At 42.8% G+C, this 23,610-nt stretch carries 19 protein-coding genes and 1 pseudogene; 11 read left to right on the forward strand and 9 right to left on the reverse strand.

The window, feature by feature from the left end; translation table 11 throughout:
* Positions 1-12: 12 nt before the first annotated feature.
* From B2746_RS21775 to B2746_RS21785, 3 genes are all read left to right on the forward strand, one after another.
* Positions 13-1,503, forward strand: coding sequence for a RagB/SusD family nutrient uptake outer membrane protein (locus tag B2746_RS21775; protein ID WP_290799082.1), 1,491 nt, complete (start codon positions 13-15; stop codon positions 1,501-1,503).
* 171 nt (positions 1,504-1,674) lie between these two features.
* Positions 1,675-1,995: a type II toxin-antitoxin system RelE/ParE family toxin gene (locus tag B2746_RS21780; RefSeq protein ID WP_290799085.1), complete on the forward strand. Its 321-nt coding sequence runs from the start codon at positions 1,675-1,677 to the stop codon at positions 1,993-1,995.
* 9 nt (positions 1,996-2,004) lie between these two features.
* Positions 2,005-2,313 carry a HigA family addiction module antitoxin gene (locus B2746_RS21785; RefSeq protein ID WP_290799088.1) on the forward strand — a complete coding sequence of 103 codons (309 nt, stop codon included), beginning with the start codon at positions 2,005-2,007 and terminating at the stop codon, positions 2,311-2,313.
* 13 nt (positions 2,314-2,326) lie between these two features.
* Here the strand turns inward: B2746_RS21785 and B2746_RS21790 are convergent, their stop codons facing one another.
* The 5 genes from B2746_RS21790 to B2746_RS21810 all read right to left on the reverse strand — a co-directional run bounded on the left by B2746_RS21790 (position 2,327) and on the right by B2746_RS21810 (position 6,331).
* On the reverse strand, positions 2,327-2,995 hold the full coding sequence (locus tag B2746_RS21790; protein ID WP_290799090.1) for a hypothetical protein: 669 nt from the start codon (positions 2,993-2,995) through the stop codon (positions 2,327-2,329).
* 101 nt (positions 2,996-3,096) lie between these two features.
* A complete protein-coding gene (locus B2746_RS21795; RefSeq protein WP_290799092.1) occupies positions 3,097-3,954 on the reverse strand; it encodes a hypothetical protein in 858 nt (285 codons plus the stop codon).
* 11 nt (positions 3,955-3,965) lie between these two features.
* On the reverse strand, positions 3,966-4,451 hold the full coding sequence (locus B2746_RS21800; protein WP_290799095.1) for a GDYXXLXY domain-containing protein: 486 nt from the start codon (positions 4,449-4,451) through the stop codon (positions 3,966-3,968).
* Positions 4,441-5,427, reverse strand: a complete 987-nt coding sequence (locus B2746_RS21805; RefSeq protein ID WP_290799098.1) for a DUF4401 domain-containing protein — start codon at positions 5,425-5,427, stop codon at positions 4,441-4,443. The genes B2746_RS21800 and B2746_RS21805 overlap by 11 nt, the downstream gene beginning before the upstream one ends.
* Positions 5,414-6,331 carry a DUF2157 domain-containing protein gene (locus tag B2746_RS21810; protein WP_290799101.1) on the reverse strand — a complete coding sequence of 306 codons (918 nt, stop codon included), beginning with the start codon at positions 6,329-6,331 and terminating at the stop codon, positions 5,414-5,416. Before B2746_RS21810 ends, B2746_RS21805 begins: the two co-directional genes overlap by 14 nt.
* 78 nt (positions 6,332-6,409) lie before the next feature.
* Here B2746_RS21810 and B2746_RS21815 point away from each other — a divergent pair, with 78 nt between their 5' ends.
* Complete coding sequence (locus B2746_RS21815) at positions 6,410-7,771, forward strand: tagaturonate reductase (protein ID WP_290799104.1); 1,362 nt, start codon at positions 6,410-6,412, stop codon at positions 7,769-7,771.
* A gap of 10 nt (positions 7,772-7,781) precedes the next feature.
* On the opposite strand, the gene msrA is transcribed toward B2746_RS21815, so the two are convergent.
* The 3 genes and pseudogenes from msrA to B2746_RS21825 form a co-directional block, all read right to left on the reverse strand.
* Positions 7,782-8,270, reverse strand: a complete 489-nt coding sequence (gene msrA / locus B2746_RS22770) for a peptide-methionine (S)-S-oxide reductase MsrA (RefSeq protein WP_349680626.1) — start codon at positions 8,268-8,270, stop codon at positions 7,782-7,784.
* A 42-nt stretch (positions 8,271-8,312) separates the two neighbouring features.
* Positions 8,313-9,989, reverse strand: a pseudogene (locus tag B2746_RS21820) (amidohydrolase); the annotation flags it as partial.
* Between the two features lie 53 nt (positions 9,990-10,042).
* Complete coding sequence (locus B2746_RS21825; RefSeq protein WP_290799108.1) at positions 10,043-11,524, reverse strand: endo-alpha-N-acetylgalactosaminidase family protein; 1,482 nt, start codon at positions 11,522-11,524, stop codon at positions 10,043-10,045.
* A gap of 99 nt (positions 11,525-11,623) precedes the next feature.
* Here B2746_RS21825 and B2746_RS21830 point away from each other — a divergent pair, with 99 nt between their 5' ends.
* The 7 genes from B2746_RS21830 (at position 11,624) to B2746_RS21860 (ending at position 18,823) form a co-directional block, all read left to right on the forward strand.
* Complete coding sequence (locus tag B2746_RS21830; protein ID WP_290799111.1) at positions 11,624-12,331, forward strand: energy transducer TonB; 708 nt, start codon at positions 11,624-11,626, stop codon at positions 12,329-12,331.
* Positions 12,332-12,345: 14 nt separating this feature from the next.
* Complete coding sequence (locus B2746_RS21835; protein ID WP_290799114.1) at positions 12,346-13,020, forward strand: HD domain-containing protein; 675 nt, start codon at positions 12,346-12,348, stop codon at positions 13,018-13,020.
* Between the two features lie 75 nt (positions 13,021-13,095).
* Positions 13,096-14,964, forward strand: coding sequence for a beta-N-acetylhexosaminidase (locus B2746_RS21840; RefSeq protein ID WP_290799116.1), 1,869 nt, complete (start codon positions 13,096-13,098; stop codon positions 14,962-14,964).
* Positions 14,964-16,499, forward strand: coding sequence for a sulfatase family protein (locus tag B2746_RS21845; RefSeq protein ID WP_290799119.1), 1,536 nt, complete (start codon positions 14,964-14,966; stop codon positions 16,497-16,499). Before B2746_RS21840 ends, B2746_RS21845 begins: the two co-directional genes overlap by 1 nt.
* A complete protein-coding gene (locus tag B2746_RS21850) occupies positions 16,486-16,830 on the forward strand; it encodes an MmcQ/YjbR family DNA-binding protein (protein WP_290799122.1) in 345 nt (114 codons plus the stop codon). Before B2746_RS21845 ends, B2746_RS21850 begins: the two co-directional genes overlap by 14 nt.
* Before the next feature lie 72 nt (positions 16,831-16,902).
* Entirely contained in the window at positions 16,903-17,964 is a 1,062-nt protein-coding gene (locus tag B2746_RS21855) for a bifunctional transcriptional activator/DNA repair enzyme AdaA (RefSeq protein WP_290799124.1), read from the forward strand.
* A 46-nt stretch (positions 17,965-18,010) separates the two neighbouring features.
* Positions 18,011-18,823 (forward strand): penicillin-binding transpeptidase domain-containing protein, encoded by an 813-nt coding sequence (locus tag B2746_RS21860; RefSeq protein ID WP_290799126.1) that lies wholly within the window; start codon positions 18,011-18,013, stop codon positions 18,821-18,823.
* A 53-nt stretch (positions 18,824-18,876) separates the two neighbouring features.
* On the opposite strand, the gene B2746_RS21865 is transcribed toward B2746_RS21860, so the two are convergent.
* A complete protein-coding gene (locus tag B2746_RS21865; protein WP_290799127.1) occupies positions 18,877-23,472 on the reverse strand; it encodes a YDG domain-containing protein in 4,596 nt (1,531 codons plus the stop codon).
* Positions 23,473-23,610: the final 138 nt, after the last annotated feature.

The following is a 23,610-nucleotide window of genomic DNA, read 5'->3' on the forward strand; positions in this document are numbered from 1 at the left end:
TGTGAAAACAAAATGAAAAAATCAATTAATAGCCTGGCAGGGTGTATACTGCTGGCATCTGCCATACTGTTTAGTTCCTGCGAAAAGGGCCTGGAACCACAAATCTATGATCAGTTATCTCCCGGCACTTTTTTAAAAGATGCCAATGATGCAAAAGCAGCGCTAACCAATTTGTATCGCGGAATGATGGAAGGCGGTTGGGGAAGTGGATATGGCTCCGCACAAAATTCCTGGGTTGTTCAAAGCAGCCAGACCACCGATGAACTGGTTTGTTCATGGGGTGACGGCGGTAACTGGGTTCGCTTGAATATGCTGAATTTTGATGATGGATTTGGAGCGCTGACCTATCATTACACCGACTTATTACCACGGGTTACCAATGCAACGATCCTGCTGGAAAAAATTGGTGGAATAACAATGGATGAAACCATGAAAAACAGATACCTGGGAGAGGTGAAAGCCTTACGTGCACATTTCACGAATATTCTGTACTCTTTTTATGGCCCGGTTTCTATTGTAATTGACCCTGCTGTTGCACAGGATCCGAATGCATTACCGGAACCACGGCCAACCAGTGAATGGATGTTTCAGCAAATTGAGAAGGATTACAAAGACGCGATGGCTGACCTGCCGGTGAGTTATCCCGCCAGCGATTATGGTCGTTTTACAAAAGGAGCAGCCATGATGGGCTTATTGAAATTATATATGAAGGAGAAAAAATGGGCAGAGGCAGTTGCAATCGGGAATCAGTTGAAAGAACTGGAGGCGCAGGGAACCTATACTTTATTGGAGGATTACGCAGATATTTTCACCATTGAAAAGGAACAGAACAAGGAGATTATTCTGGCTGTCCCCTGTAGAAATGATGCATGGCCCAATGTAAATATGTGGTTGGCGCATAGTTTACCGGGTGATTATGTGGATCCTTCCGGTAAGGCCCTGACAGGTTGGGGAGGTTATAAGATGCCCTGGAAAACCTATGATAAGTTCGATGCGGAAGATAAACGCCTGAAGAAGTTATTGGCAATTTATCCAACCTCAGGGGGTGGAAGCATTGATGCTCGTTCAGCTGGGTTTCCCGGTGCGATTCCTGTTAAATATGGCCCTGATCCGGCTGCATCCGGAGAAGCACATGGAACGGATATAGTAGTTTGGCGTTTCGCCGATGCATTGCTCCTGGTTGCGGAGGCTTTAAACGAAGTGAGCGGTCCCACAAGTGAGGCGTATGGGCTGGTGAACAGGATAAGAGAAAGAGCCGGACTGGATGAGCTGCCAGGCGGGTTGAACAAAGATGAATTCCGTGAGCGGATTGCGGATGAACGTTTGTTTGAATTATGGTGCGAAGGGGTACGAAGAGATGATCTGATTCGCTGGGGAAAATATGTGCAGCGGGCAATTGATGATGGGTCGGTATTTGCCAGTGCAGAAAAAGTCCTGTATCCCCTTCCAAGAAAAGCAGTGGATGAAAGCAGGGGAAAGATTACACAGAATCCAGGGTACTAGTTTTGGAATTTAAATAGCAGCAGTTCGATTTGTCAGGATGCCATCAGACGAAAGTTTGATGGCATTTCTTTTAGAATTACCATAATTTGGTTATTTTTTAGTTATTACCTAAATTTGGTAAAAAATAAAATCTTATAGTAGGGCTTCGCATCAATTAAATGGAATATTGTCATGCGGATTATATTCAAAAACGAGGAACTAAGAGAAATCTATAGACGAGGTAAAGAAACTGGTAAACCCCGCTTTAGTCCGGAGATTGTTAAAGCCTTTATCAAAAAGATCGACATATTGGCTTCCGTGGAAAATTCCGCTGTTTTATTGCAATTTCAAAGTTTGCATTTTGAAGCATTGAAAAGGGAAGCAAAATTTAAAGGATTTCATAGTATCAGGGTTAATGATAAATACAGAATTATTATAAGAATTGTAAAAGAAAAATATAAAATAGAGACTATTGAAATATCCGAGATTCATGAACTTACGGATTATCAATAATAACTTATTATGGAAAATAAACACATTGTACTTGGGAAAAATCAGGAGCCTGTTTATTCAAGAATTGCTACCCACCCCGGAGAAGTGTTGAAAGATGAAGTTGAAGCAAGAAGACTGATTAAATCAGAAGTAGCGAAGCAGCTGGAAATCCTGCCTGGTCATTTAAGTGAACTATTTAAAGGAAAGCGAAATGTATCACCAGCATTAGCGCTTAAACTTCAAAAACTGCTGGGCATTCCTGCTGAAACATGGCTTTCAATTCAGAATCGGTATGATCTTACGCAGCTTCATTTAAAAGAATCAATATTTACGAAATAAAAAATATTGCGGATTAAAAATTTGTAATCGACCAAAAAGAATAACTGCCTTTCAATTTGTAAAGAATAATAAAAAGAGAGCTGATGGTGCCAAAAACCGCCATGTTTTTACCATGTTGAATACTTTGGTAATCATATACATGAACAATTTCTCCGCTTTGTAATGTCTTTTTTGCCTGTGAGATGGCAAGTCCGTAAAATAGACCCACAATACTTAAAAAGCAAAGTATATAACCGGTAAGGATCCATTTGAAAGCAATCTTTTGCGGTTTAAATGCTTTCCTAAAACTGGCGGATGGCAGAATTGTATCTGGTTTTTTCTTCAATAGATACAACCGGGCTATTTCCAGATCATATGCATTCCAATCGTTGGGTTCAGCTAGTACTGCTGTCAATTCATTTGCAGTAAATGATGTAAAATAGTGATCAAAATCAGGATGTTCAATATCCTGCTGCGCCTGTTTAACAAATACCTCGTTTATTTTAGGAAAATCCAGCGGATGGATTTTTACTTCGATAATTGGCTCCGGTGTTTCACCAATAAAAATGCCTGCTACCTGATTGGTGTCATGTTCAATCTTATAGGGTATTTGCAGGTCTGTCAACATATCCGTTAACATACTTGCGTCTTCCTGCGTCAGAAATCTTGAGTAGGTTGCAAAGACTGAATTTGAATTTTTCATTAATGCCAAGATATCTATTAGATTTTAAAACTGCAATAGGGGCAAAGAACGTCAATCAGAACAAAAGCAGGTTTGGCTGAAACAGAATCAAACGCTACTGTTTAGAAATATTCGTAGTAATAGCGGGTAACAAAGCTTCCTCTTTCAGATGATTTGTATATTATGTGGGAAAGAGTACCATCTGTGTTATAAAAATATTCTTCCCCATTAATTGAAGGAACGGAAAGAGTTGTTTTATAATAATGGGATTCATGGCTGACGCATTGTCCGGCAGCATTATACTGCCAGCTATTTTCAAAATATCTGTTCTTCATTGTTATTATTTTACCTGTCCCCTGGTTTTTTCGAATATACCGGAAGCTGCCATAATGATTGTTCACCATACTATCCAACAGGCCGTCGGAATTATAATAATATCGATTGTTTTCATAAATACGCCCAGTTTCATCCGATTTCTCAATTGAAATCGTTCTTCCCTGTGCATCGAAGGATTCGGTAGTGAGTATATAATTTGCTGTATCTAACATATCTATAGAGTGCAATTTATCTGCCTTCCAAACCGATTTCAATTGGGAATAGGGATTCCCTTTCGTATCAAAATAAGTACCTTTTGCCACCTGGCCAGTAGGGTGATACTCGAACAGACTTGTTATGCAAAGGTCGGATTCCATTTGTAGCGTTTTTGGCAGGCAGGAAATTATATTTCCAATAGCACCTGTACTATCTAAAGAAATTATTTTTAGGTAGGTTGTTTTGCTTGCGTTTGGTGGGTCTTTAATTGCCGTAATCTTTTTGATGCGGGCTGACTGTCTGATCGCCCTTGTGTTGAGCATTGTATCTGAAAGATCACCTAGTGCTGCACTTTGTGGATAGCCATGTGATCGGATTTGAGCAGTGGATTCCTCTGTACAACAAGCTAATAATACTACCAGACTGGATACTATCAGTAAGTGAAACATAATACAATTTTTCACTTTATCAGATTTCCGTCTATATCATACAAAGCTACCAGCAAACTGTTTCCTTTTGCATCTATCCGTAGACCTCCGTACCTGGCGGAATCATACCTGGCTGCTTTACCTTCCTGGAAAAAGTAGGACTCTGCACCGATATTCATATCCCAGCTCCTTGGAGCGGTATATTCGATGAGTAATTCACCTGTAGAGCGCGGTTCTCTGCCAGGTTGAATGCGGATCGGCTGAGCAACACTGTTTGCGTCCAGCTTAACTACAAAATAACCACGTTTGGGAATAGAATCATGATTAAAATCACGGGCGATTTTATACCTAAGTTGCATGTAATCACCCTGCATTAGGGAGCGGGGATCAACTGGTGCCAGTTCCAGTAATACCAATGTACCCTCTTTTAAAAGTTTTTCTTTTCCCAGTACGGAATAAACAAAATATCCCAGCAGCAGAAAGAGGTTGAGCAGGATGATCCAGTTTTTAATTTTCAATAGGACTCAATTTTTTGGTTACAAAAAAATAAAGTAGCAGAAAGAGCATGCCTGATATCAGCAGCAGTATTGATTTGGTTAATAAGGTAAAACTCAAATCGTAGTAATACTGTGCTATAAAATAAATGCTGCTTAGAATTCCGAGCAAGAAACCGGTTTTATACATAAACTGAAAGCCAAGTAGTATAATCAATATTGCACCTGAAATGGAAGGAGCAAATAAGGTAGGCAAGAGAAGCAGGGTAACCAGTAAGAGCAATCTTACCGCGGGGGCGGAAGTTTCTGGATTAAATAGTTTACTGATCTGGTTAACGAGGTTAAGTATCACAGCTATTATTCCGACAGAAGCAATCCAGTATAAATAGGGTACTACAGGCATTGCAATTTGGCTGCCTGCCAGATACAGTGCACTCAGGAAAGAAAGTGTAAGCGCTGTTCTTGAAGATAGGTACAAGCTGGCTGTTTTTTCTCCCTGCTGAATAAACCAGGATTTCCTGGTATATACAAAGTAACAGGCGGTTGCCAACAGTGGGATATAGAATAAAACTAGCTCCTGCAAGTCATTGGTGAATAACAGGGCAACTATACATGCATGGATGGATAACTGGGCCACCAGGGCCAGCACCTGATTTGAAGAAAGAAATAAACTCAGCAGGGCAATCACGATAAAGATCAGACAGGAAAGGGTATTAGATACGCCAAACTCACTGAGTGCAAAGCCGATGAGAATGCCACCAATAAGGAATAGTGAGATGCTGATGGTGTCTAGTAATACATTATTATACTCTTTGTTGAGCCAGATGGTTGCTCCGATAAAACCAAATCCAACTAAAAATTGAGCAATGGCTGATTTAAACAAACCTGCAATAAACAAAAAACCGACAAATGAGATACAGGCAAGTACTCCTCCAATTATCGATATGATTTTAATGGGTAAGGAATTTTGCACTGGTGGAGTATTTTTATTGTTGTTCATGCGTCCACTTCTTTTGTAGGTCCAATAGAAATTTTATAGTAAGGGTAGCAGATCCGATAATAAAAAGGCTTATAATAAGGAAGCTACCTGCCTCATTTGAAATGTTCATAAACCAGGTGGAGAGGAGAATGATAAGACTTAAGGAAATTATGGACAGATAGAAGATGGAATGGTGCAACAGACCATACCAGATACCTGCTGCATATGTCACTGCAGCCAGCAGGAGAAGTAGCCCGAAACCTGGTTCCTGAGATCTGATTATTCCTATTATGATTCCAATGGTAGAAAAGCTGATGGTTGCCATCGCTACCAGATTCGTAAACCAAACGGGAATGGTTTTTCCTTTTCTTTTCAGGAGTTTTGTGAATACCAGAGTGAGCAGGTTTACAGAAAACAGGAGGGTAAATACCAGTAGTTCAGACCAATGATTGGCAACCTGTTCCGAATATAAAAAAACAGTAGTATTGATTAGTGTCAGAAAAAGAACCCATAGAGGAGGAAAGCCGGAAATAAGTACCCAGATCGTACTAAACAAGGTCCAGCCCAGAAAAAAATCATAGGCGTTTGCTCCGGTTTGGTAAACCTGTCCGTATACCGCAAACAAAACGCCAATCAATACGGAGGCACCGGTTAAAATACTGTTTCTTGCGGTTTCAGTAAATCGGGACTTTAGGGATAACAATGAAGTCAGGCACAACAAGGTACTAATCAATCCAAATTTGATGAATTTGTGTAAATCGGCCCAATTGTATGCAAAGAAGAAGACAATTCCTGCTACGGTGAATCCAATTCCCATACTTAGAAGAAAGATCCGGATAAAGGATATCCAGGCAGTTCGATCATTGCAAACCTGTTCATGCCCGGTTGTTGACAAGTCCTGTTCGGTTGGGTTGGTATGGTTCATGGCTTCCGGTAACGATTGCGTAAATAAATGTATCAATAATTTGAAAGAAACTGTTAGAAGTATGTAGAATTGTTATCTATGATTCAATTAAGCAGAAAATCATTACCTGATTTAAAACAACATGCCGGTATCGAATTGCCAACAACAGCGCAATTGGAATTTCCTGAGCGGGTATTGCAGTTCGGAACCGGTGTATTGTTACGCGGATTACCGGATTATTTTATCGACAAAGCCAACCGAATGGGGTTGTATGATGGCAGGGTTGTTATTGTAAAATCAACTGAATCCGGAGGAGTTGATGTATTCGCCAGACAGGATGGATTGTATACGGTTTGTGTTAAGGGAATTGAAGAAGGCAGAGTAATAGATGAATTGATAATCAATGCCGCAGTTAGCAGGGTGTTGGCAGCAAAACAGGAATGGGCTGCCATTTTGGAGCTTGCTGCGTCAAGAGATTTAGAGCTTATTCTATCCAATACGACAGAAGTTGGAATTGTGTACCAGTCCGGATCTATTATAGATTGTGTGCCTGATTCTTTTCCGGCAAAGTTGCTGGCATTTTTATACCATCGGTACCTACAGTTTGGAAATGACCTGGCAACTGGACTTGTCATTGTTCCAACAGAATTGATCCAGGATAACGGATCAACCTTAAAAAATATGCTGATTCACCTGGCTGAAGAAAATCAGTTGGGTGCTGATTTTTGTAATTGGCTCCAGGAAGCCAATCATTTTTGTAATTCTCTGGTTGACCGGATTGTTCCGGGTAAGTTGTCATCCTCTGATAAAGAAGCTGTAGAGCAACGTATAAATATGAAAGACGATCTGATGATAATGGCCGAGCCTTTTCGTTTGTGGGCGATTGAGTCAGATCATCCGAAAGTTAAGCAGGCACTTCGTTTCAGCCAGTCGGATCCTGGAATAATCATCAGCAAGGATATCAGTAAATTCCGGGAACTTAAATTAAGGATGCTTAATGGAACGCATACCTTCAGTTGCGGACTGGCAATTTTAAAAGGCTTTAAAACGGTGAAGGAAGCCATGCAGGATCCTGAGATGAGTAATTATATAGAAAAGCTGATGATGGAAGAAATCGCGCTATCCCTCTTGCCATCAATTACAGCCGATGAAGCAAAGGAATTCGGCAATAAAGTACTGGATCGCTTTAGAAATCCATTTATCGAACACCAATGGCAAAGTATTACACTGAATTACATTTCCAAAATGAAACTCCGGAATATTCCGCTGATCAAACGCTACAGGGAGCGATTTAATCAGATTGCGCCTTGTATGGCACTGGGGTTCGCAGCCTATATCCTGTTTATGGAAAGGAAGGATGTAGGTGCTGTGTTGGCAGATACCGAATTATGGGGAGAAGATCTCCGGCAGATAAATGATTTTGAAGCCAGTGTGCTGGAATCAATTAAAAAGTTAAGCTGAACTAATTATATTACAATTTCCAGTCCGGGCGCTCAAAATGACAGGTATACCCACCAGGATTTTTTTGCAAATAGTCCTGGTGTTCTTTTTCTGCATCCCAGAAATCACCAGCCGGTTCAATTTCAGTTACAATTTTACCAGGCCATTTACCGGAAGCTTCCATTTCTTTGATTAATTGTACGGCTGTTTCTTTTTGTGCTTCATCCAGATAAAAAATGGCAGACCGATAAGAGAGGCCAATATCGTTCCCCTGACGGTTCTTTGTTGTAGGGTTATGAATCTGGAAAAAATATTCCAGCAATTTGCGATAGGATAATATCTCAGGATCATAGGTTACTGTTATTCCTTCTGCATGTGTTCCATGGTTACGGTAGGTTGCGTTTAGCACATCACCACCTGTATATCCCACTACGGTTGATTTAACTCCGGGCAAATGACGGATCAGTTCTTCTACCCCCCAGAAACATCCGCCAGCTAATATTGCTTTCTCTGTTTTCATATTTGTTATTTTGATCTTTTCAGCATCGTTGTAAACGATCTTACCATCAAACAAAGTTAGAGCTACTTTTGTTTTGGCAATTTCCATTGAAGGAATTGTAAAGAGATCCTGAGAGAAAACAATAATATCGGCAAGGTAGCCAGGTTGAATTTTACCCTTAACAGTTTCCTCAAAGGACGAATAAGCACCCTCTTGTGTATAGGATTTTAACGCTTCTTTGATTGTTATTCTTTGTTCAGGAATCCAGCCTCCGGGAGGTTTGCCTTCCGGCGTTTGGCGGTTCACAGCAATATGTAAACCTCGGATTGGATCCGGATTGGTACAGGCCGGCCAATCGCTGCTGAAAACTAGATGTACCTTGTTTTTTAACATGGATTGCCAGACAAAGGAATGCGGCAATCGTTTTTCGCCAACGGCTTTTGCCCAAACCGCGATATTACCCGGATCTGCATGAATAGGTTCCATGGAAGCCATCACTCCCAGTTGGCTGAATCTTGGGATATCATCAGGTGAGCTTTGTTCAATATGCTCAATGCGATGGCGCCTTCCTTTGGTTCCATTAGTGAGCATCGCCTTTTCATAGGCATTCAGTGCCTTCCGCACCGTACGATCTCCAATGGCATGTGTGTAAATCTGGAATCCTTCTTTATCAAATCGATTTAACAGTCGCTGGTAAACATCCAGCGGTAATGCAAAATCACTATTGGCATTTGATCCATCAGTTCCAGCATCGCTGTAGGGCTCGAGCATGGGGGAGGTATGGGATTCTATAACACCATCCAGCATAAACTTTATACTGGCTGCTTTGAGTATGGGATGGTTGCGTGTGCGATTTTTTACTTTTATGAACTCTTGAATATCGGCTTCGGTGGTTTTTTTTCCTGCACTAAATGCAGTGGAGGAACGCAGGGTAAATTCACCCTTCTTTAAGAGCGTTTCATAAAGCAAAAACTCCTCCACTGAGCCACTGGCGTTTTGAATGCTGGTTATCCCCAGCGATGCCGCATACTTCATTCCCATTCGCAACGCCTGTAGTTTTTCTTCTCTTGTGGGAGGCGGAACAATTTTCGAAATAATACTACCGGCAGCCTCTGTAAATGCACCGGTGGGGTTTCCATTTTGATCTTTGATTATAGATCCAAACCCTTCATACCTGGTTTCCTTTGAAATACCTGCCAGCTTCATTGCGGTACTGTTTACCCAGATACTATGTCCGTCGTACGCATCCAGCACAACCGGCCGATCCTTCGTGATTCTGTCCAATTCCTTTAGGGCTTCGGCCGTAGGCATTCCCCCTTCAAAAAGATTGTATTGCCATCCCATTCCGGTAATCCATTTTTTCTCCGGGTATTTTTTGACATAGTTCTCGATGGCATTCAATGCTTCCTGAAAGTTTTGGCTTCGGTACAGATCAACACCTGCCAGTCCAAGTGAACCATCCAGAAAATGAATATGTGCATCATTGATACCGGCAGTAGCCAGTTTGCCTTCCAGGTCAATCAGTTTTGTTGCCGGATTTGCCAATTTCTTAATATCAGCCGTACCGCCAATTCGCGTGATTTTATTTCCACTTATTGCAATGGCTTCCACAAAGGCAGGCGATTCATTACCCGTCCAGATTTTTCCATTGAATAAAATCAGGTCAGCACTTATAGACGTTTGAGCTACAATTGAAATAAAGCTGCTGAGCAGAATGGTAAGAATACTTATTTTTCTCATGTGAAAATAAAAGTACTCTTAATTCTCAGTCCTGATATCCAAATAGTACAATTTTATGATTTTGGCAGAATCAGAATGGCCTGCTTTTCTTTTAGCGTCAGACGGATAGTACGATTTTCTATTTTTTCTTTGTTTAAGAAGTGAATACCCTTTTCATCAATTTGAAACAAGTTGACAGCTTTTACTTTAGACCAGTTTTCAGGTAGCTTCCATGTTTTTGAAATATATCCTCTACTACTGTATGCAATAATTTCCCTTTTTTGACTCCAGATTACAGGTACGAATACATTATTACCTTCCCGAAGGATAAATCCTTTATGGCTGATTACAGAGTCCTTTAAACTTGATAGGAGCCCGTCATTATAATAGGCTACACGCTGCAATCCATTTCCCTCTAATCGCTCACGCTTGTATTGATTGAGATAAACATAGGGTAATGTTCCGGTAAAAAACTGCTCTTTAAATGCATCGTGCCAATTGGTTATTGTACGAAAATCATCTTCCAGATCATTAAAACAATCTTCTCCTCTCGTAGACATGCCGAATAGAAAGCCCAGTTGCATTTGTTCTGCAGCCAGAGTAGGGAATTGTTTTAGAAAGAGAAAGGGGCCACCTCCTGTTGCTATGGAAGCAGGGACCTTCATAAATCCGCTTTCAATTTGATCAAACCAAACGAACCAGGGGGATAGACCAATAAAATGATCTTTGCCTTCTCTCAAACGGCTAAAACTTTCCTGTACTACATCTATACCTTTTGTTCTAAAAAAACGTATTACCCGGCGCTGATAAATTTCTTCCTCCTGCTGGGGAATATTCAGGTACTGGTTTTCGCGGGAGAAATAAGCATCTAATAAAACAGTTTTAGCTTCTTTAAGAAAAGGCAACAGGAGGATTAGTTCATCAATTCTTTTGGTCGAATAACCTTTTTCCCATTCTTGTTTGAAACTGATTTGATAGGCATCTAATCCATTGTAGGCACCTATCTTTAATGGCTCTCCATTCTTTTCCCTGGCGATTATGCCTTCTTTCCAATAGGTATCCCAAAGGGGACTGTTGTTATAGGCATCCGCCATATTTACATGTACGCTGATTGTTGTATTGTAATTTTTGCATTCATTGTACAACCAGATCAGCGATTGTTGTCCCGAACTATCCTGGGGTCTTTTTAGGGCATTATTTACCTCATGCCAGGCGGGATAAAGGTCATCATGTCCATTGTATTGCCAGCCAACCAGATAAATAATTTTGGGAATTTTGTGGGTTATGGCATCCACTTCTTTTACCAGCTTGAATACTTCCTCAAATGTACGTCGAACATTGGATCCGCCCTTGCCATCCGGTGTGGCTAGCATTAAATGCATTACCAGTGTTTTTTCGTATTTGTGGGCATAAGGCGTTTCGGGTTTTCCTGTTTTTGCCCAATCATAATAAGCTCCGGAAATATTTTTCCATTCCGGTTGTTGTGCCTTTGTGATTCCCGGTAGGAGAAGAAAATAATAAATCCAACAGCTTAAATATTTTTTTATGGGATTCATTAATGGAATTTTATAATTGACAATCAGTGGGCTTGTTTAGGGCTATACCCGGGGAAGATTTTCTTTTTTCTACCAGTATTCATTCATTATCTTTCAGTCATGCGGTTAATTATTTTTCTATTCTTTTTGAGTTTTGCCACCAGCGGGTTTGCCCAGCAGGATACCTCATCCGGTCCCAGGGTTACCAAACTCTATTTCAAAGGTTTTTTTGAACGCATCAAAACGCAGCCTAAGTCGGCAGAATTTTTGGAGGTGGTGAACACCCATCCGGATAGTTCAATCCACGCTGAAATCCGCCATATTTCGCTGGATCAGATTGTGCTGGATGCTTTTTTCAGAAAAAAAGAACCGGTTGGCATCTGGTATTATCACCTGAATTCCGGCGGCAAAATTCTCAATTATGATTTTGCGTTGGATTATGGATCAGCTGCACCCGATTCCACTGAAAGGTCACTTTTTGTACCGGAAGAATTGAAAATCACTAATTATCTGGTGAGTGTTCCGGAGAAAGAGTACATCGCACCTGAATTTGCTACAGGCGATGCCGACCTCACTGAATTCATGCAGAATAACCTGGTCTTTCCTTATTTTTCTATGGTTAGTCAGGTAGAGGGACGGGTGCTTATCGGGTTGCAAATTGATGAAGAAGGAGAAGTGTCCAATATCAAAATTGAAAACGGCGTCAATATTCTGCTCGACAAAGAAGCTATGCGGATTATGAAAAAACTCCGGTTTAAATCGGGTGCTACCTATAAAGGCAAACCCATCCGGGTTTATTACCGACTTTATATTTCCTTTTACCTATAAGTTTTTTTCAGACAATGGATACGAACCAGCTAATCCGGAATACGGTTGAATTTGTTCAAAAAACGCTGGCAGCTGCTGAAGGAGGCCACGATTGGTGGCATATTTACCGGGTATGGCAAACTTCTAAAACAATAGCCAATGCGGAATTAGCCGCCAAAGATGGAATGACTCCCAATCTATTAATAATTGAATTGGCTGCCTTATTACACGATATTGCTGATTCAAAATTTCATGATGGCGATGATAGTATCGGTCCGCGTGTTGCTGGTGAATATCTACAGGCTCAACAGGTGAATCCTGAAATCATTCGGGAAGTTCAGCAGATCATTACGCATATTTCTTTTAAGGGAGGTCATAATGTGGGAACTTATTATTCAGTGGAGCTGGCCATTGTGCAGGATGCCGATCGCCTCGATGCCATTGGTGCTATTGGTATAGCCCGTGCGTTTAATTATGGCGGATATAAAAACCGTCCCTTGTATGATCCCAACCAGCCGCCTAATCTGCAGAAAACGGTGGAGCAGTACAAATTCAACAACGATCCTACCATTAATCATTTTTATGAGAAGCTTTTCCTCTTAAAAGACAGGATGAATACCGCTGCCGGGAAGCGCCTCGCAGCACAGCGCCATGCCTTTATGGAGTCGTATATCGAACAGTTTTATCAGGAATGGGAAGGGCATCGCTGATTTCATGCAATCGTTTCCGTCGGGTGCATTAGCCGGGATTCGGTATTTTCAGTGCTTCAATCAACCTGTTTAGTCATGAAATCTGCTTTCCATTTTTTCTCTGTGCTGGTATTAGTAACCTGTACACAAATTGCTGTTGCACAATATTCGATTCTGCCAAAACCCGGCAGGATTACTGAACTCAATTCCGCTGATTCGTTCCGTATTTCTGCACAAACCGCTGTTTTGGCCAGTCATCCAAGTCTGCAATCAAGCGCGGATTTCCTGAACAGTTATTTACAGAAACAGTTTTCACTGGCAAGGCCTAAAATCAAAAAAGGCAAACAAATCAATACCATTTCTCTGGCTCTTGGAAATGCCAGCACTGTGTCTGGTGCCTATACACTGGAAACCGGTGCCAGGGAAGTTAAAATTTCAGGTACGGATGCGGCCGGCGTATTTTATGGCATTCAGACCCTGATCCAGTTATTACCAGCTGACAGCAATACCAGCCTGGCTATAGCTCCGGTACAAATTGAAGATGCGCCCCGTTTTCAGTACAGGGGTATGATGCTGGATGTGAGTCGCCATTTCTTTTCGGCTGATTTTATTAAGAAATACATTGATTTGCTGGCTTTGCATAAAATGAATCGCCTTCACTGGCATCTTACGGATGACCATGGCTGGAGAATCGAGATCAAAAAATATCCTCAGCTTACTGCTGTTGGTGCCTGGAGAAACGGTACCATCATCGGAAATTACCCGGGTAGTGGCAATACCAACCAGCGGTATGGCGGATTTTACACCCAGGCGGAGGTAAAAGATATCATTCAGTATGCAGAAAAACGCCATGTTACCATTGTTCCGGAAATTGAAATGCCGGGGCATGCTTCTGCCGCGATTGCAGCTTTTCCTTATTTGAGTTGTTTCCCAAATGAAGCTACCCATATCAATAAATATCCATCCGATTTGACAAAGGTAAAAGGTGGAAAACAGGTTCAGGAAACCTGGGGTGTACACAATGATGTGTATTGTGCCGGTAATGATTCCGTTTTCCGGATGATGGAAGATGTATTGACTGAGGTGATCAATCTCTTCCCCTCTTCATATATACATATCGGTGGGGATGAATGTCCCAAGGAAAACTGGAAAAAATGCCCCCGTTGCCAGCAGCGGATTAAGGACCTGAAATTGAAAGATGAACATGAGTTGCAATCCTATTTTGTTCAACGAATAGAGAAGTTTATCAATTCTAAGGGTCGTATTTTGATTGGTTGGGATGAAATTCTGGAAGGCGGACTGGCACCCAATGCCGTTGTTATGAGCTGGAGGGGTGAAGCGGGTGGAATTGAAGCCGCAAAGCAACGCCACGATGTAATTATGACCCCAAACAGCTATGTTTATTTTGATTATTTCCAGGGTAAGGCTGCGTTGGAACCGATGGCTATCGGTGGGTATCTAACACTTCAGAAAGTGTATTCCTATGAACCCATTCCTTCGGTACTAACTGCTGAAGAGGCAAAACATATCAAAGGTGTTCAGGCGAATGTATGGACTGAATACATCGCCAGTTCCGATAAAGTGGAATATATGAGTTTGCCAAGGATGGCAGCAATTGCTGAAATTGCCTGGACGAGTCAGCCTAAAGACTGGAGCGATTTCACCCGCCGCCTGGAAACTCAACATAATCGGTATGCGTTCTGGAATTATACTGCTGCACAGAGTGCGTATAATGTAAAACAATCCATACAGATTGATTCGGATGCCGGACGCGCCACGGTTAGTTTCTCTACTGAAAGTTTTGAGCCAGAAATTCATTTTACACTGGATGGATCGGAGCCGAGTGCAAAATCAACGCTGTATAAAAAAGCATTTGATGTACGTCGTTCCGTTACGGTCAAAGCCGCAAGTTTCAGGAATGGTAAGCAGGTGGGTAAAACAACCATTCAGCAAATCATATTATAATGAATCGATTTTTCGGGTATGCAATTGGGTTGGTCTGCTTTAGCTGGATGGCTGTATTGCCGGTTTTTGGTCAGCAGAATGCAGGCCGGCCAAATGTGCTGGTGATCTATACGGATGATCTGGGTTATGGCGATCTCAGTTGTTATGGCGCTGTCAAATTGCATACGCCGAATATCGACCGGCTTGCGAAGAACGGGCTACGGTTTACAAGGGCTTATACAACATCAGCCACCTGCACGCCCTCCCGCTATGCCTTGATGACCGGGCAATATCCCTGGAGAAAATCTGGTACCGGAGTGCTTCCGGGTGATGCGGCACTGATTGTACCAACAGACAGGATCAGCCTGGCAGGAGTCTTTAAAAAAGCAGGCTATCGTACGGGTATCGTTGGCAAATGGCACCTGGGTTTAGGTACAGCTGTGACTAAAGACTGGAATGGAGAAATCAAACCCGGACCAAATGAAGTAGGTTTTGATTATTCCTTTATTTTTCCAGCAACAGCAGACAGAGTACCAACCGTGTTTGTTGAGAATAACCGGGTAGTTGCGCTGGATCCTGCAGACCCCATCGAAGTGAGTTATAAAGAAAAAATCGGGGATGAACCTACCGGTAAGGAGCATCCGCATTTGTTGAAGATGAAGGCATCACCGAATCACGGACATGATCAGACGATTGTGAACGGGATTGGCAGAATCGGTTATATGAAAGGCGGCAAAACTGCCAGGTGGACCGATGAAGAAATGCCATTGACCTTTCTTTTAAAGGCGCAGGAGTTTATAGGCTTAGATTCAAAGGAGCCGTTTTTTCTGTTTTATTCCCTGACAGAACCACATGTTCCGCGTATGCCATCCACGATGTTTAAGGGAAAGAGTGGTTTAGGATTCAGGGGTGATGCCATCCTGCAAATTGATTGGGCAGTGGGGGAAATCCTGAAGGCACTGGAGCAATCGGGACAAGCGGAGAATACCCTGATTATTTTTTCTAGTGATAACGGTCCGGTTTTGGACGATGGGTATGTTGATGGCGCTGTAACGCAATTGAATGGGCATACTCCGGGAGGTGAATTAAGAGGTGGTAAGTACAGTATTTTTGAAGCTGGAATGCGGGTGCCATTTATTGTGTATTATCCAAAATTGGTGAAAGCTGGAATTAGTGATGTATTGTTCAGTCAGGTTGATTTGCTGGCTTCTTTTGCCAATTTCCTGGGCGTTAAAATACCTTCAGGAGACGTAGCGGATTCTCAAAATCAGTGGGCGGCATTAAGTGGCCGGTCTGCAAAAGGAAGAACATCCCTGGTGTTGCATGGAGCCAGTTATTCATTGGTACAGGATAACTGGAAATATATTGCGCCATCCAAAGGGCCTGCTGTTTACCAGTTAACCAATATTGAATCGGGGCATTCGGAACAGGCGCAGTTGTATGATTTATCGGCTGATCCAGGGGAACGGGTGAATCTTGCTGAAAAATATCCACAGAAAATGAAGGAACTGGCGGCAGCACTGAAATTGTTAACTTCAGGGAATGGTAAGCAATGAGCAATTCCGCATCCTGGCGAAAAGCTTTGACCAGGTCGAAACCTCACCTCATTTTGACAAAGAATCATTTCGGGTCCGGAAGAAAATTTTTGCAACACTTAATGTCAAGAACCAGGAAGTATCGGTAAAGCTAAACCTAATCGATCAATCTGTTTTTTGTGCTTTTGACAAGGCAGTAATTTATCCTGTGGAGGGAAGCTGGGGTAAACTGGGCTGGACCTTGGTGAACCTAAAAAAGATCCGGAAATCAATGCTGCAGGATCTGTTGACTGTGGCCTATTGCACCGTTGCGCCTCCCATACTGGCCCAACAATACAAGTCTGGAGAATAAAAAAATACCTGTTCATTTTTCGGTGGTGTGAATGCGTTCGGTGGTGTTCTTTTGTATGCTTAAATTTAATACATGGCCAACGCACTCACCGATGATCGCAAGTACCAGGCCCTGGTTGAGAAGGACCCGGAGTTTGAAGGGATTTTTATCACCGGCGTGAAAACGACCGGGATATTTTGTCGCACTACCTGTACGGCACGCAAACCCAAGCGCGAGAATGTAGAGTTTTTTCCTGGAGTTCGGGATGCCATCGCTGCCGGATATAGGCCTTGTAAAGTTTGCCGGCCTATGGAGCAACCTGCTGCAACACCGGATGCGATTCGGGCCTTGATCAGGGAGCTGGAAAACGACCCATCCATCCGCCTAAAAGATTATGATTTGAGGCAGAAAGGCTTTGAGCCTGCTACGCTTCGCCGCTGGTTTCTCAAGCACCATGGTATGAGTTTTCATGCCTTTCAGCGAATGCTTCGAATTAACAGTGCGTTCAAAAAAATTCAACAGGGAGCGTCAGTAACAGGGGCTGCTTTTGAAGCCGGATATGAATCCAATAGTGGATTTGTTGATGGATTCCGCTCGATATTTGGGCTCAGCCCTTCTCAATCAAAAACAGCAGGTATGATAGATTGTAAACGAATTGAAACACCTTTAGGGACCATGCTGGCATGTGCCACCAGCAAAGGGATTTGTCTGCTTGAATTTTCAGATAGAAGGATGCTGGAGACAGAGCTGGTGTATTTATCAAAGCGATTGAATGCAACGATTTTGCAGGGATCCAATCCTCATTTTGAATTACTGGAAAAAGAACTGGCGGAGTATTTTGAAGGGAAGCTAAAAACATTTACCACACCTATTGATCTGATTGGAAGTCCGTTTCAGCTGGAAGTATGGAATCAGTTGCTGACAATCCCTTTTGGCAAAACCCGATCCTATAAAGAGCAGGCGGATGCTTTGGGAAAACCATTGGCGATAAGAGCAGTTGCGAATGCGAATGGATTGAACAAGATAAGTATTATTGTACCTTGTCATCGGGTGATTGGCTCTGATGGAAGTTTAACTGGTTATGGTGGAGGTTTGTGGAGAAAGGAAAAGTTGTTGCAACTGGAAGGAGCGCCGATCCGTTTATCACTATTTTAAAATCAGTTTCGGTTTTAGATGGAATTTGGTGGTTCGAATCAATGTCATGAAACTGAAATTCTTTCCTTTTCTTATTTTGTTAATAGGCTGGCAACTTTCCTTGATTTCAACTGCACAAGCTCAGTCCTTTGAAACTTTATGCAAACAGTGTGAAGTAGATGGAACCATTGTCTTGTATAATTTCAAAGGCGATAAGTGGTTTATAAGTGATTCAGCAAAAGCGATGCAAACAACACTACCTGCATCCACTTTTAAGATAATCAACAGTCTGATCGCATTAGAAACCGGCGTCATCAAAGATGAAACTGAAGTTGTCAGGTGGCCGGGTAAAACCGATACCGTTTTGTATGGCTATCGGCCTGAGATTTATCATGATATGACCGTTCGTGAAGCATTTGAGGTTTCAGCGGGATGGGTTTATATCGAACTGGCAAAGCGCATTGGTAAAGAGCGCTATCGCAGTTATTTGCAGAAAGCTGGATATGGAAATAGAAACCTTTCGCACCCGGATGATGATTTCTGGAATTATGGAGTGTTTGGCATAAGTCCGAAAAACCAGGTGGAATTTTTGATACGCCTGTATAAAAATGAATTGCCCTTTTCGAAACGATCCATTGATCTGGTGAAAAAAATAATGATCAGCGAAAAAACAACTGAGTATCTTAACCACGCGAAAACGGGTTGGACCCGCCAGGCTGGAATCAATACCGGCTGGTGGGTTGGCTGGATGGAAACAAAAAAAGGTGTTTATTTTTTTGCGACCCGGTTATTGCAACCAAGGACAAACAACCGGGCTGATTTTGGGACTTGCAGAAAAACAATTACCCTGGAGATACTGAAACAGTTTGGAGCGTACTAAAATAAAAGAAGCTGCCTCAATTGAGACAGCTTCGTGTTTATGATGCTTGCCACTTACTTAATGTTCACCTTATCGGCTTCTTTGAAGTACTGGCCATATACTCCAAGGATATAGGTTCCTGCGGATAGATGACCTGTCCGAATCGTGTAGGTATTGATTCCCTGGGTCAGTTGTTTGGCTTCCAGGATCAATGTTTGTCCGCTTACCGTGTACAATACAATCGATGCTTTCTGTGCTCTTTCGGCATATATGCGGATCTGAAGTTGATCAGAACTGTTGCTCCATGCCTGAACGGAGTTTTGAGAAGAAGCAGGCGTGATGGTAAGTTGTCCATTTTGATAGCTGATATTGTAATTGGGTGATGCTGCACCTTCTACCCTGATTTCAAATATTCCAAGAGGTGAATTGCCAAACGCATTGGTTGTAACAATTGGAGCAACACTCAGGTCGGATGGCTGATCACCGGCCGCTAATCCCAGGTACTGAAGGGTAAACACCGGATTTGCCTGGCCCTGTTTTTTGGATTTTGAATCAGCTTTGATCAGCAAGTCTGCTTTGGTGATTGTCAGACTGGCTTTTTCAAAACTTTCAATGATATAATTGGTGCCACCGGAAACTGATCCAATTGTGATATCGTATTCACCAACATTATTACCTTCTGTTCTTGAAAGTTTACCTTCAAGTTTTTCTCCTTCCAGAATTCCTTCGATACTATAATTGAAATCGGGATCCTGACTGCCATATACTTTAGTAGCTGCGATTGCTTTAACCGTAACCGCTTTTGGTAAGATAGTACCCACGGAAGCAGTAATCGCAGCTGTTTCCAGTGTATAGTTACCGGCATCGTTTCCGGTAAGTTTGATTCCATCGACCAGCACGGTTTTACCAGTACCACCATTTTTATCAGCATAGGAGGCAGTTTCAGGAACCTCAATGGTTACTTCATCTTCTCCAAAGAGAGCAGGCAGTACTAAATTATCAGAATGGATGGCGGCAGTTGTTGTGCCATCGTACACTTTCGAAATTGTCTGATTCAGGTTGAATTGAACAGTAAGAACAAAAGGCTCAATAGTACCCACAGCGCTGGTTTGGTTACTGGTTAACTTGTAGTTGCCTTTGTCTTTTCCATCCAGTTGCAGAGAATGAATGGTAAGTGGAATATTAGTTCCTGCATTTTTGGATTCAAAATCTGCTTTTGCCTCTACGCTCACATCATCACCGGTTACTATACCTGAAATTTCCAGTGAAAGATCATTCGGGTTCATGGTAGTGGTGCCATCATAGGTTTTGAAGATACCACGTTGAGCACTTTGGGTAACCTCAACTGATTTGGGCAGCAGGGTTCCGGTACCAGATAAGCTGGAGGTGGACAATTCATAATTATCCTTATCGTAGCCAACCAGGGAAGTGATTGTGATTGAGACAGGTTTTTCTGTTCCGGCGTTTTTATCATCAAAAGCAGCTGTAGCCTGTACAAATACTTCATCTATACCTACCAGTCCGGTTAATTCAACGGGATTTGTCTCCAGTTCCAGGTTAGCAGAACCATCATAGGTCTTCACGAATTGCGCATTGTTTTTAACCTGTGGGGTGAGGAGTTTCTTCTGAATGGTACCGGAGCCTTCAATTGAACTGTGGCTGATAGAATAGTTTGCCAGATTGTTTCCAGTAAGCAGGAAATTATCTATTGCCAGTTCTTTATTCATTCCTGCCGTAGCTGAAGAAAAATTGGCAGATGCGCTTACCTGGAGAGCATCACCAGATATTGCGTTTTGAATGAGTAAGGCATTTTGCGGCAGCGTGAGCGAAGGAGTTCCATCATAGATTTTCTCAAAAGAGGCAGCTGGATTGATTTCAATTGTCAGTGGTCTTTTTTGAATGGTAATCAACTGCTCTGCAGCGGGTGCCGGTTTATACGCATTATTTCCGGGTTGGTTGGCGGTAATAGTTACCTGTCCGGCTTTTTTCGCATAGAGCACACCGTTATTAATTGTTGCGATGGAAGGATCACTGGAACTGAACTCAACGGCTAAGCCCGAATTGCTGCTGGCCTGCAGTGTATATTGTTCTCCATAGATCTGTGCGGGAATGGTTTCAAAGCTGATGGTCTGTATTGCTTTTACATTCACATCCAGGTTCACTGCATCAGAGATGGCAGCTGGGGCACAGAGACCAGAAGCAATACAACGATAGCTGTAGCTATCAAGTTCGCCGGTGGCATTGGTGATCGAAAGTGTTGAACTGGTTGAACCACTATAAACAGTGTTGTTGGATATGTTTACAAATCCGTTTCCATTATCTACTTGCCATTGGTAGCTGGTAGCGTTGGCAGCAGAAATTTCAAAAGAAGTTGACTCTTCCTCTTCAATAGCTTTCGGTACTGGCTGTGATGTAATGGTTGTTAACCCATTGACAGTAACAGCCACCTGAATGGGAGTACCTGTACAAATTCCATTGGAAGGAGTAATTGTATAGTTGATTTTTCCATTCCCTGTAAGCGCCTGGAAGATCGTTTCACCGGATCCGTTGCTGTAGCCAGCTACATCACCAGAGACGGAGGCAACTGTCCAGTTAAAAGCAGTACCATTGGAGCCGGTCAGTTCAATGGATGTATTGTTACCTGAACAAATTGTTTCCGTTGTTTTATTGACACTTGCTGTAAATGCAGGGGGTTGAGTGATCGTGAAATTGCGGGTAGTCTGACATCCATTGGCATCTGTAATGGTAACGGAATAAACGCCTGCTGCCAGTCCGGCTGCAGATGCAGAAGTGGCTCCATTTGACCACATATAAGTATAAGGAGCAGTACCACCGGAAACAGTGACCCCAGCGGAACCATTGCTCGCACCATTGCAGGCAACATTGGTTTGCGTTGTGCTGACCTGCATGGCAGTTGGTTGAGTAATTGTGAAGTTGCGGGTAGTCTGACAGTTGTTGGCATCTGTAATGGTTACCGTATAGCTACCTGCTACCAAACCGGTTGCAGTTGCTGCTGTTCCTCCCATTGGTGCCCAGCTATAAAAATATGGGGCTGTACCACCGGATATGGTTACACCTGCTGATCCTGTGCTTCCACCATTGCAGGCAATATTGGTTTGTGAGGTACCAATCTGCATGGCTGTTGGTTGGGTAAGTGTGAAATGACGGGTAGCCTGGCATCCGGTGGCATCTGTAATGGTTACGGAATAACCGCCTGCAACGAGTCCGGCTGCAGTAGCAGAAGTAGCCCCATTTGACCACATATAAGTATAAGGAGCAGTACCACCGGAAACGGTTACACCTGCTGATCCTGTGCTTCCACCATTGCAGGTAATATTGGTTTGAGAGGTACCAATCTGCATGGCTGCAGGTTGAGTAATGGTAACGTTGCGGGTGATCTGGCAACCAACATCATCTGTAACAGTAACGGTATAATTTCCAGGTGCCAAACCTGTAGCTTTTGCTGCAGTTCCTCCCATTGGAGCCCAGCTATAGGAGTAGGGAGGGTAACCGCCAGAAACAGTAATTGTTGCACTACCGTTGCTTCCTCCATTACAGGAGACATTCGTTTGTGATGTACTGGCGTTGATGGCAGTAGGTTGTACTATAGTAAAGTTTCTGCTGGTAGAACAACCAATAGCGTCTGTAACGGTAACGGAATAGGGACCCGCTGCAAGTCCGGTTACGGACGAACTGGTTGCACCATTTGACCACAGATAGGTATAGGGGGCAGTTCCGCCACTGGGGGTAACTGTGATAGCACCGGTAGCAGTTCCATTACAAGCAATATTGGTTAGACTGGTAGCTACATTGACACCGCTGACATTCAGTGTGGCTGATGTTGAGGTAACGGAGGAGGATCCACCCACTACGCAGCGATAGAGATAACCATTCATTCCAGAAATAGCGCCGGTCAGAGTAAGTGTACTGGTGCTGACTCCTGAATAGATGGTGTTGTTCGAAATATTGGTGAAACCGGAACCTGTATTTACCTGCCATTGGTAGGAGGTTGCATTTTGAGCGGTCACAGAAAAACTGGTGTTGCTTCCAACGCAAATTGCCTTGTTAACAGGATGGGCTGAAATCGTTGGTGCGGGCGTCGAAGCAACCGGTCCAACTTTAATATCATCGATCCAGAAATACATAATCGCATTAAAGTTGATGGATACCGAAGTAACCGCCAGGTCTTTTGTATAGGTAATTGCCGTGGTTGTAAGCGCGGAATTGTTTCCCTGTTTGGCAGACATGTCTTTATCTGTTTGCGACCCACCTGCGGCAAGATTGTAGGTAATGGTATACCAGGGAGGAAGCGACATGAACTGCGAGTAACTGTTCATACTTTGGTGCTTTACCCAAAAGCCATAAAACTGAAACGGCTGGCCATCCTCGCGCTTTAGGGTAAACTGATCTCCACCGGAACCATCTTTTTTCAGAGAAGCGCTGTTGCTGACACCTTCAGTAGCGGAGTTGGCAAAAGAGCCATTTCCTCCGCAATCCATTTGATAGCGTACTCCATCAATGGTAACTACCGCCCTGGTTTTCCAGAACGACCAGATGGGGGCTGAAAGGGTAGCTCCTGAATTAAAGTTGTAGGTAGTTTGTGAAAATCCCGACTGCATTGACAACAGCAGCAGGATAAAGGATAAGAGTAGGGGTAAACATTTTTTCATTGCTTCCAATTACGGTTAGACCTAGACGAACGGTATTGTAGAACTGTAATTGCAGCACTGCGGAGGATTAGAATTTTCTTACATCAAAAGCTACGGGCATACCCTTAGTTAAATAAGGTTTGTGGAATGTGTCGTAAA

It is taken from the genome of Flavihumibacter sp. UBA7668 (assembly GCF_002483205.1).
Lineage (GTDB): Bacteria > Bacteroidota > Bacteroidia > Chitinophagales > Chitinophagaceae > Flavihumibacter.

What these genes read in the sequence shown, in the direction of transcription:
- B2746_RS21775 (WP_290799082.1), top strand. Translation starts at nt 13, where the DNA reads ATGAAAAAATCAATTAATAGCCTGGCAGGGTGTATACTGCTGGCATCT.
- B2746_RS21780 (WP_290799085.1), top strand. Translation starts at nt 1,675, where the DNA reads ATGCGGATTATATTCAAAAACGAGGAACTAAGAGAAATCTATAGACGA.
- B2746_RS21785 (WP_290799088.1), top strand. Translation starts at nt 2,005, where the DNA reads ATGGAAAATAAACACATTGTACTTGGGAAAAATCAGGAGCCTGTTTAT.
- B2746_RS21790 (WP_290799090.1), bottom strand. Translation starts at nt 2,995, where the DNA reads ATGAAAAATTCAAATTCAGTCTTTGCAACCTACTCAAGATTTCTGACG.
- B2746_RS21795 (WP_290799092.1), bottom strand. Translation starts at nt 3,954, where the DNA reads ATGTTTCACTTACTGATAGTATCCAGTCTGGTAGTATTATTAGCTTGT.
- B2746_RS21805 (WP_290799098.1), bottom strand. Translation starts at nt 5,427, where the DNA reads ATGAACAACAATAAAAATACTCCACCAGTGCAAAATTCCTTACCCATT.
- B2746_RS21810 (WP_290799101.1), bottom strand. Translation starts at nt 6,331, where the DNA reads ATGAACCATACCAACCCAACCGAACAGGACTTGTCAACAACCGGGCAT.
- B2746_RS21815 (WP_290799104.1), top strand. Translation starts at nt 6,410, where the DNA reads ATGATTCAATTAAGCAGAAAATCATTACCTGATTTAAAACAACATGCC.
- msrA (WP_349680626.1), bottom strand. Translation starts at nt 8,270, where the DNA reads ATGAAAACAGAGAAAGCAATATTAGCTGGCGGATGTTTCTGGGGGGTA.
- B2746_RS21825 (WP_290799108.1), bottom strand. Translation starts at nt 11,524, where the DNA reads ATGAATCCCATAAAAAAATATTTAAGCTGTTGGATTTATTATTTTCTT.
- B2746_RS21830 (WP_290799111.1), top strand. Translation starts at nt 11,624, where the DNA reads ATGCGGTTAATTATTTTTCTATTCTTTTTGAGTTTTGCCACCAGCGGG.
- B2746_RS21835 (WP_290799114.1), top strand. Translation starts at nt 12,346, where the DNA reads ATGGATACGAACCAGCTAATCCGGAATACGGTTGAATTTGTTCAAAAA.
- B2746_RS21840 (WP_290799116.1), top strand. Translation starts at nt 13,096, where the DNA reads ATGAAATCTGCTTTCCATTTTTTCTCTGTGCTGGTATTAGTAACCTGT.
- B2746_RS21845 (WP_290799119.1), top strand. Translation starts at nt 14,964, where the DNA reads ATGAATCGATTTTTCGGGTATGCAATTGGGTTGGTCTGCTTTAGCTGG.
- B2746_RS21850 (WP_290799122.1), top strand. Translation starts at nt 16,486, where the DNA reads ATGGTAAGCAATGAGCAATTCCGCATCCTGGCGAAAAGCTTTGACCAG.
- B2746_RS21855 (WP_290799124.1), top strand. Translation starts at nt 16,903, where the DNA reads ATGGCCAACGCACTCACCGATGATCGCAAGTACCAGGCCCTGGTTGAG.
- B2746_RS21860 (WP_290799126.1), top strand. Translation starts at nt 18,011, where the DNA reads ATGAAACTGAAATTCTTTCCTTTTCTTATTTTGTTAATAGGCTGGCAA.
- B2746_RS21865 (WP_290799127.1), bottom strand. Translation starts at nt 23,472, where the DNA reads ATGAAAAAATGTTTACCCCTACTCTTATCCTTTATCCTGCTGCTGTTG.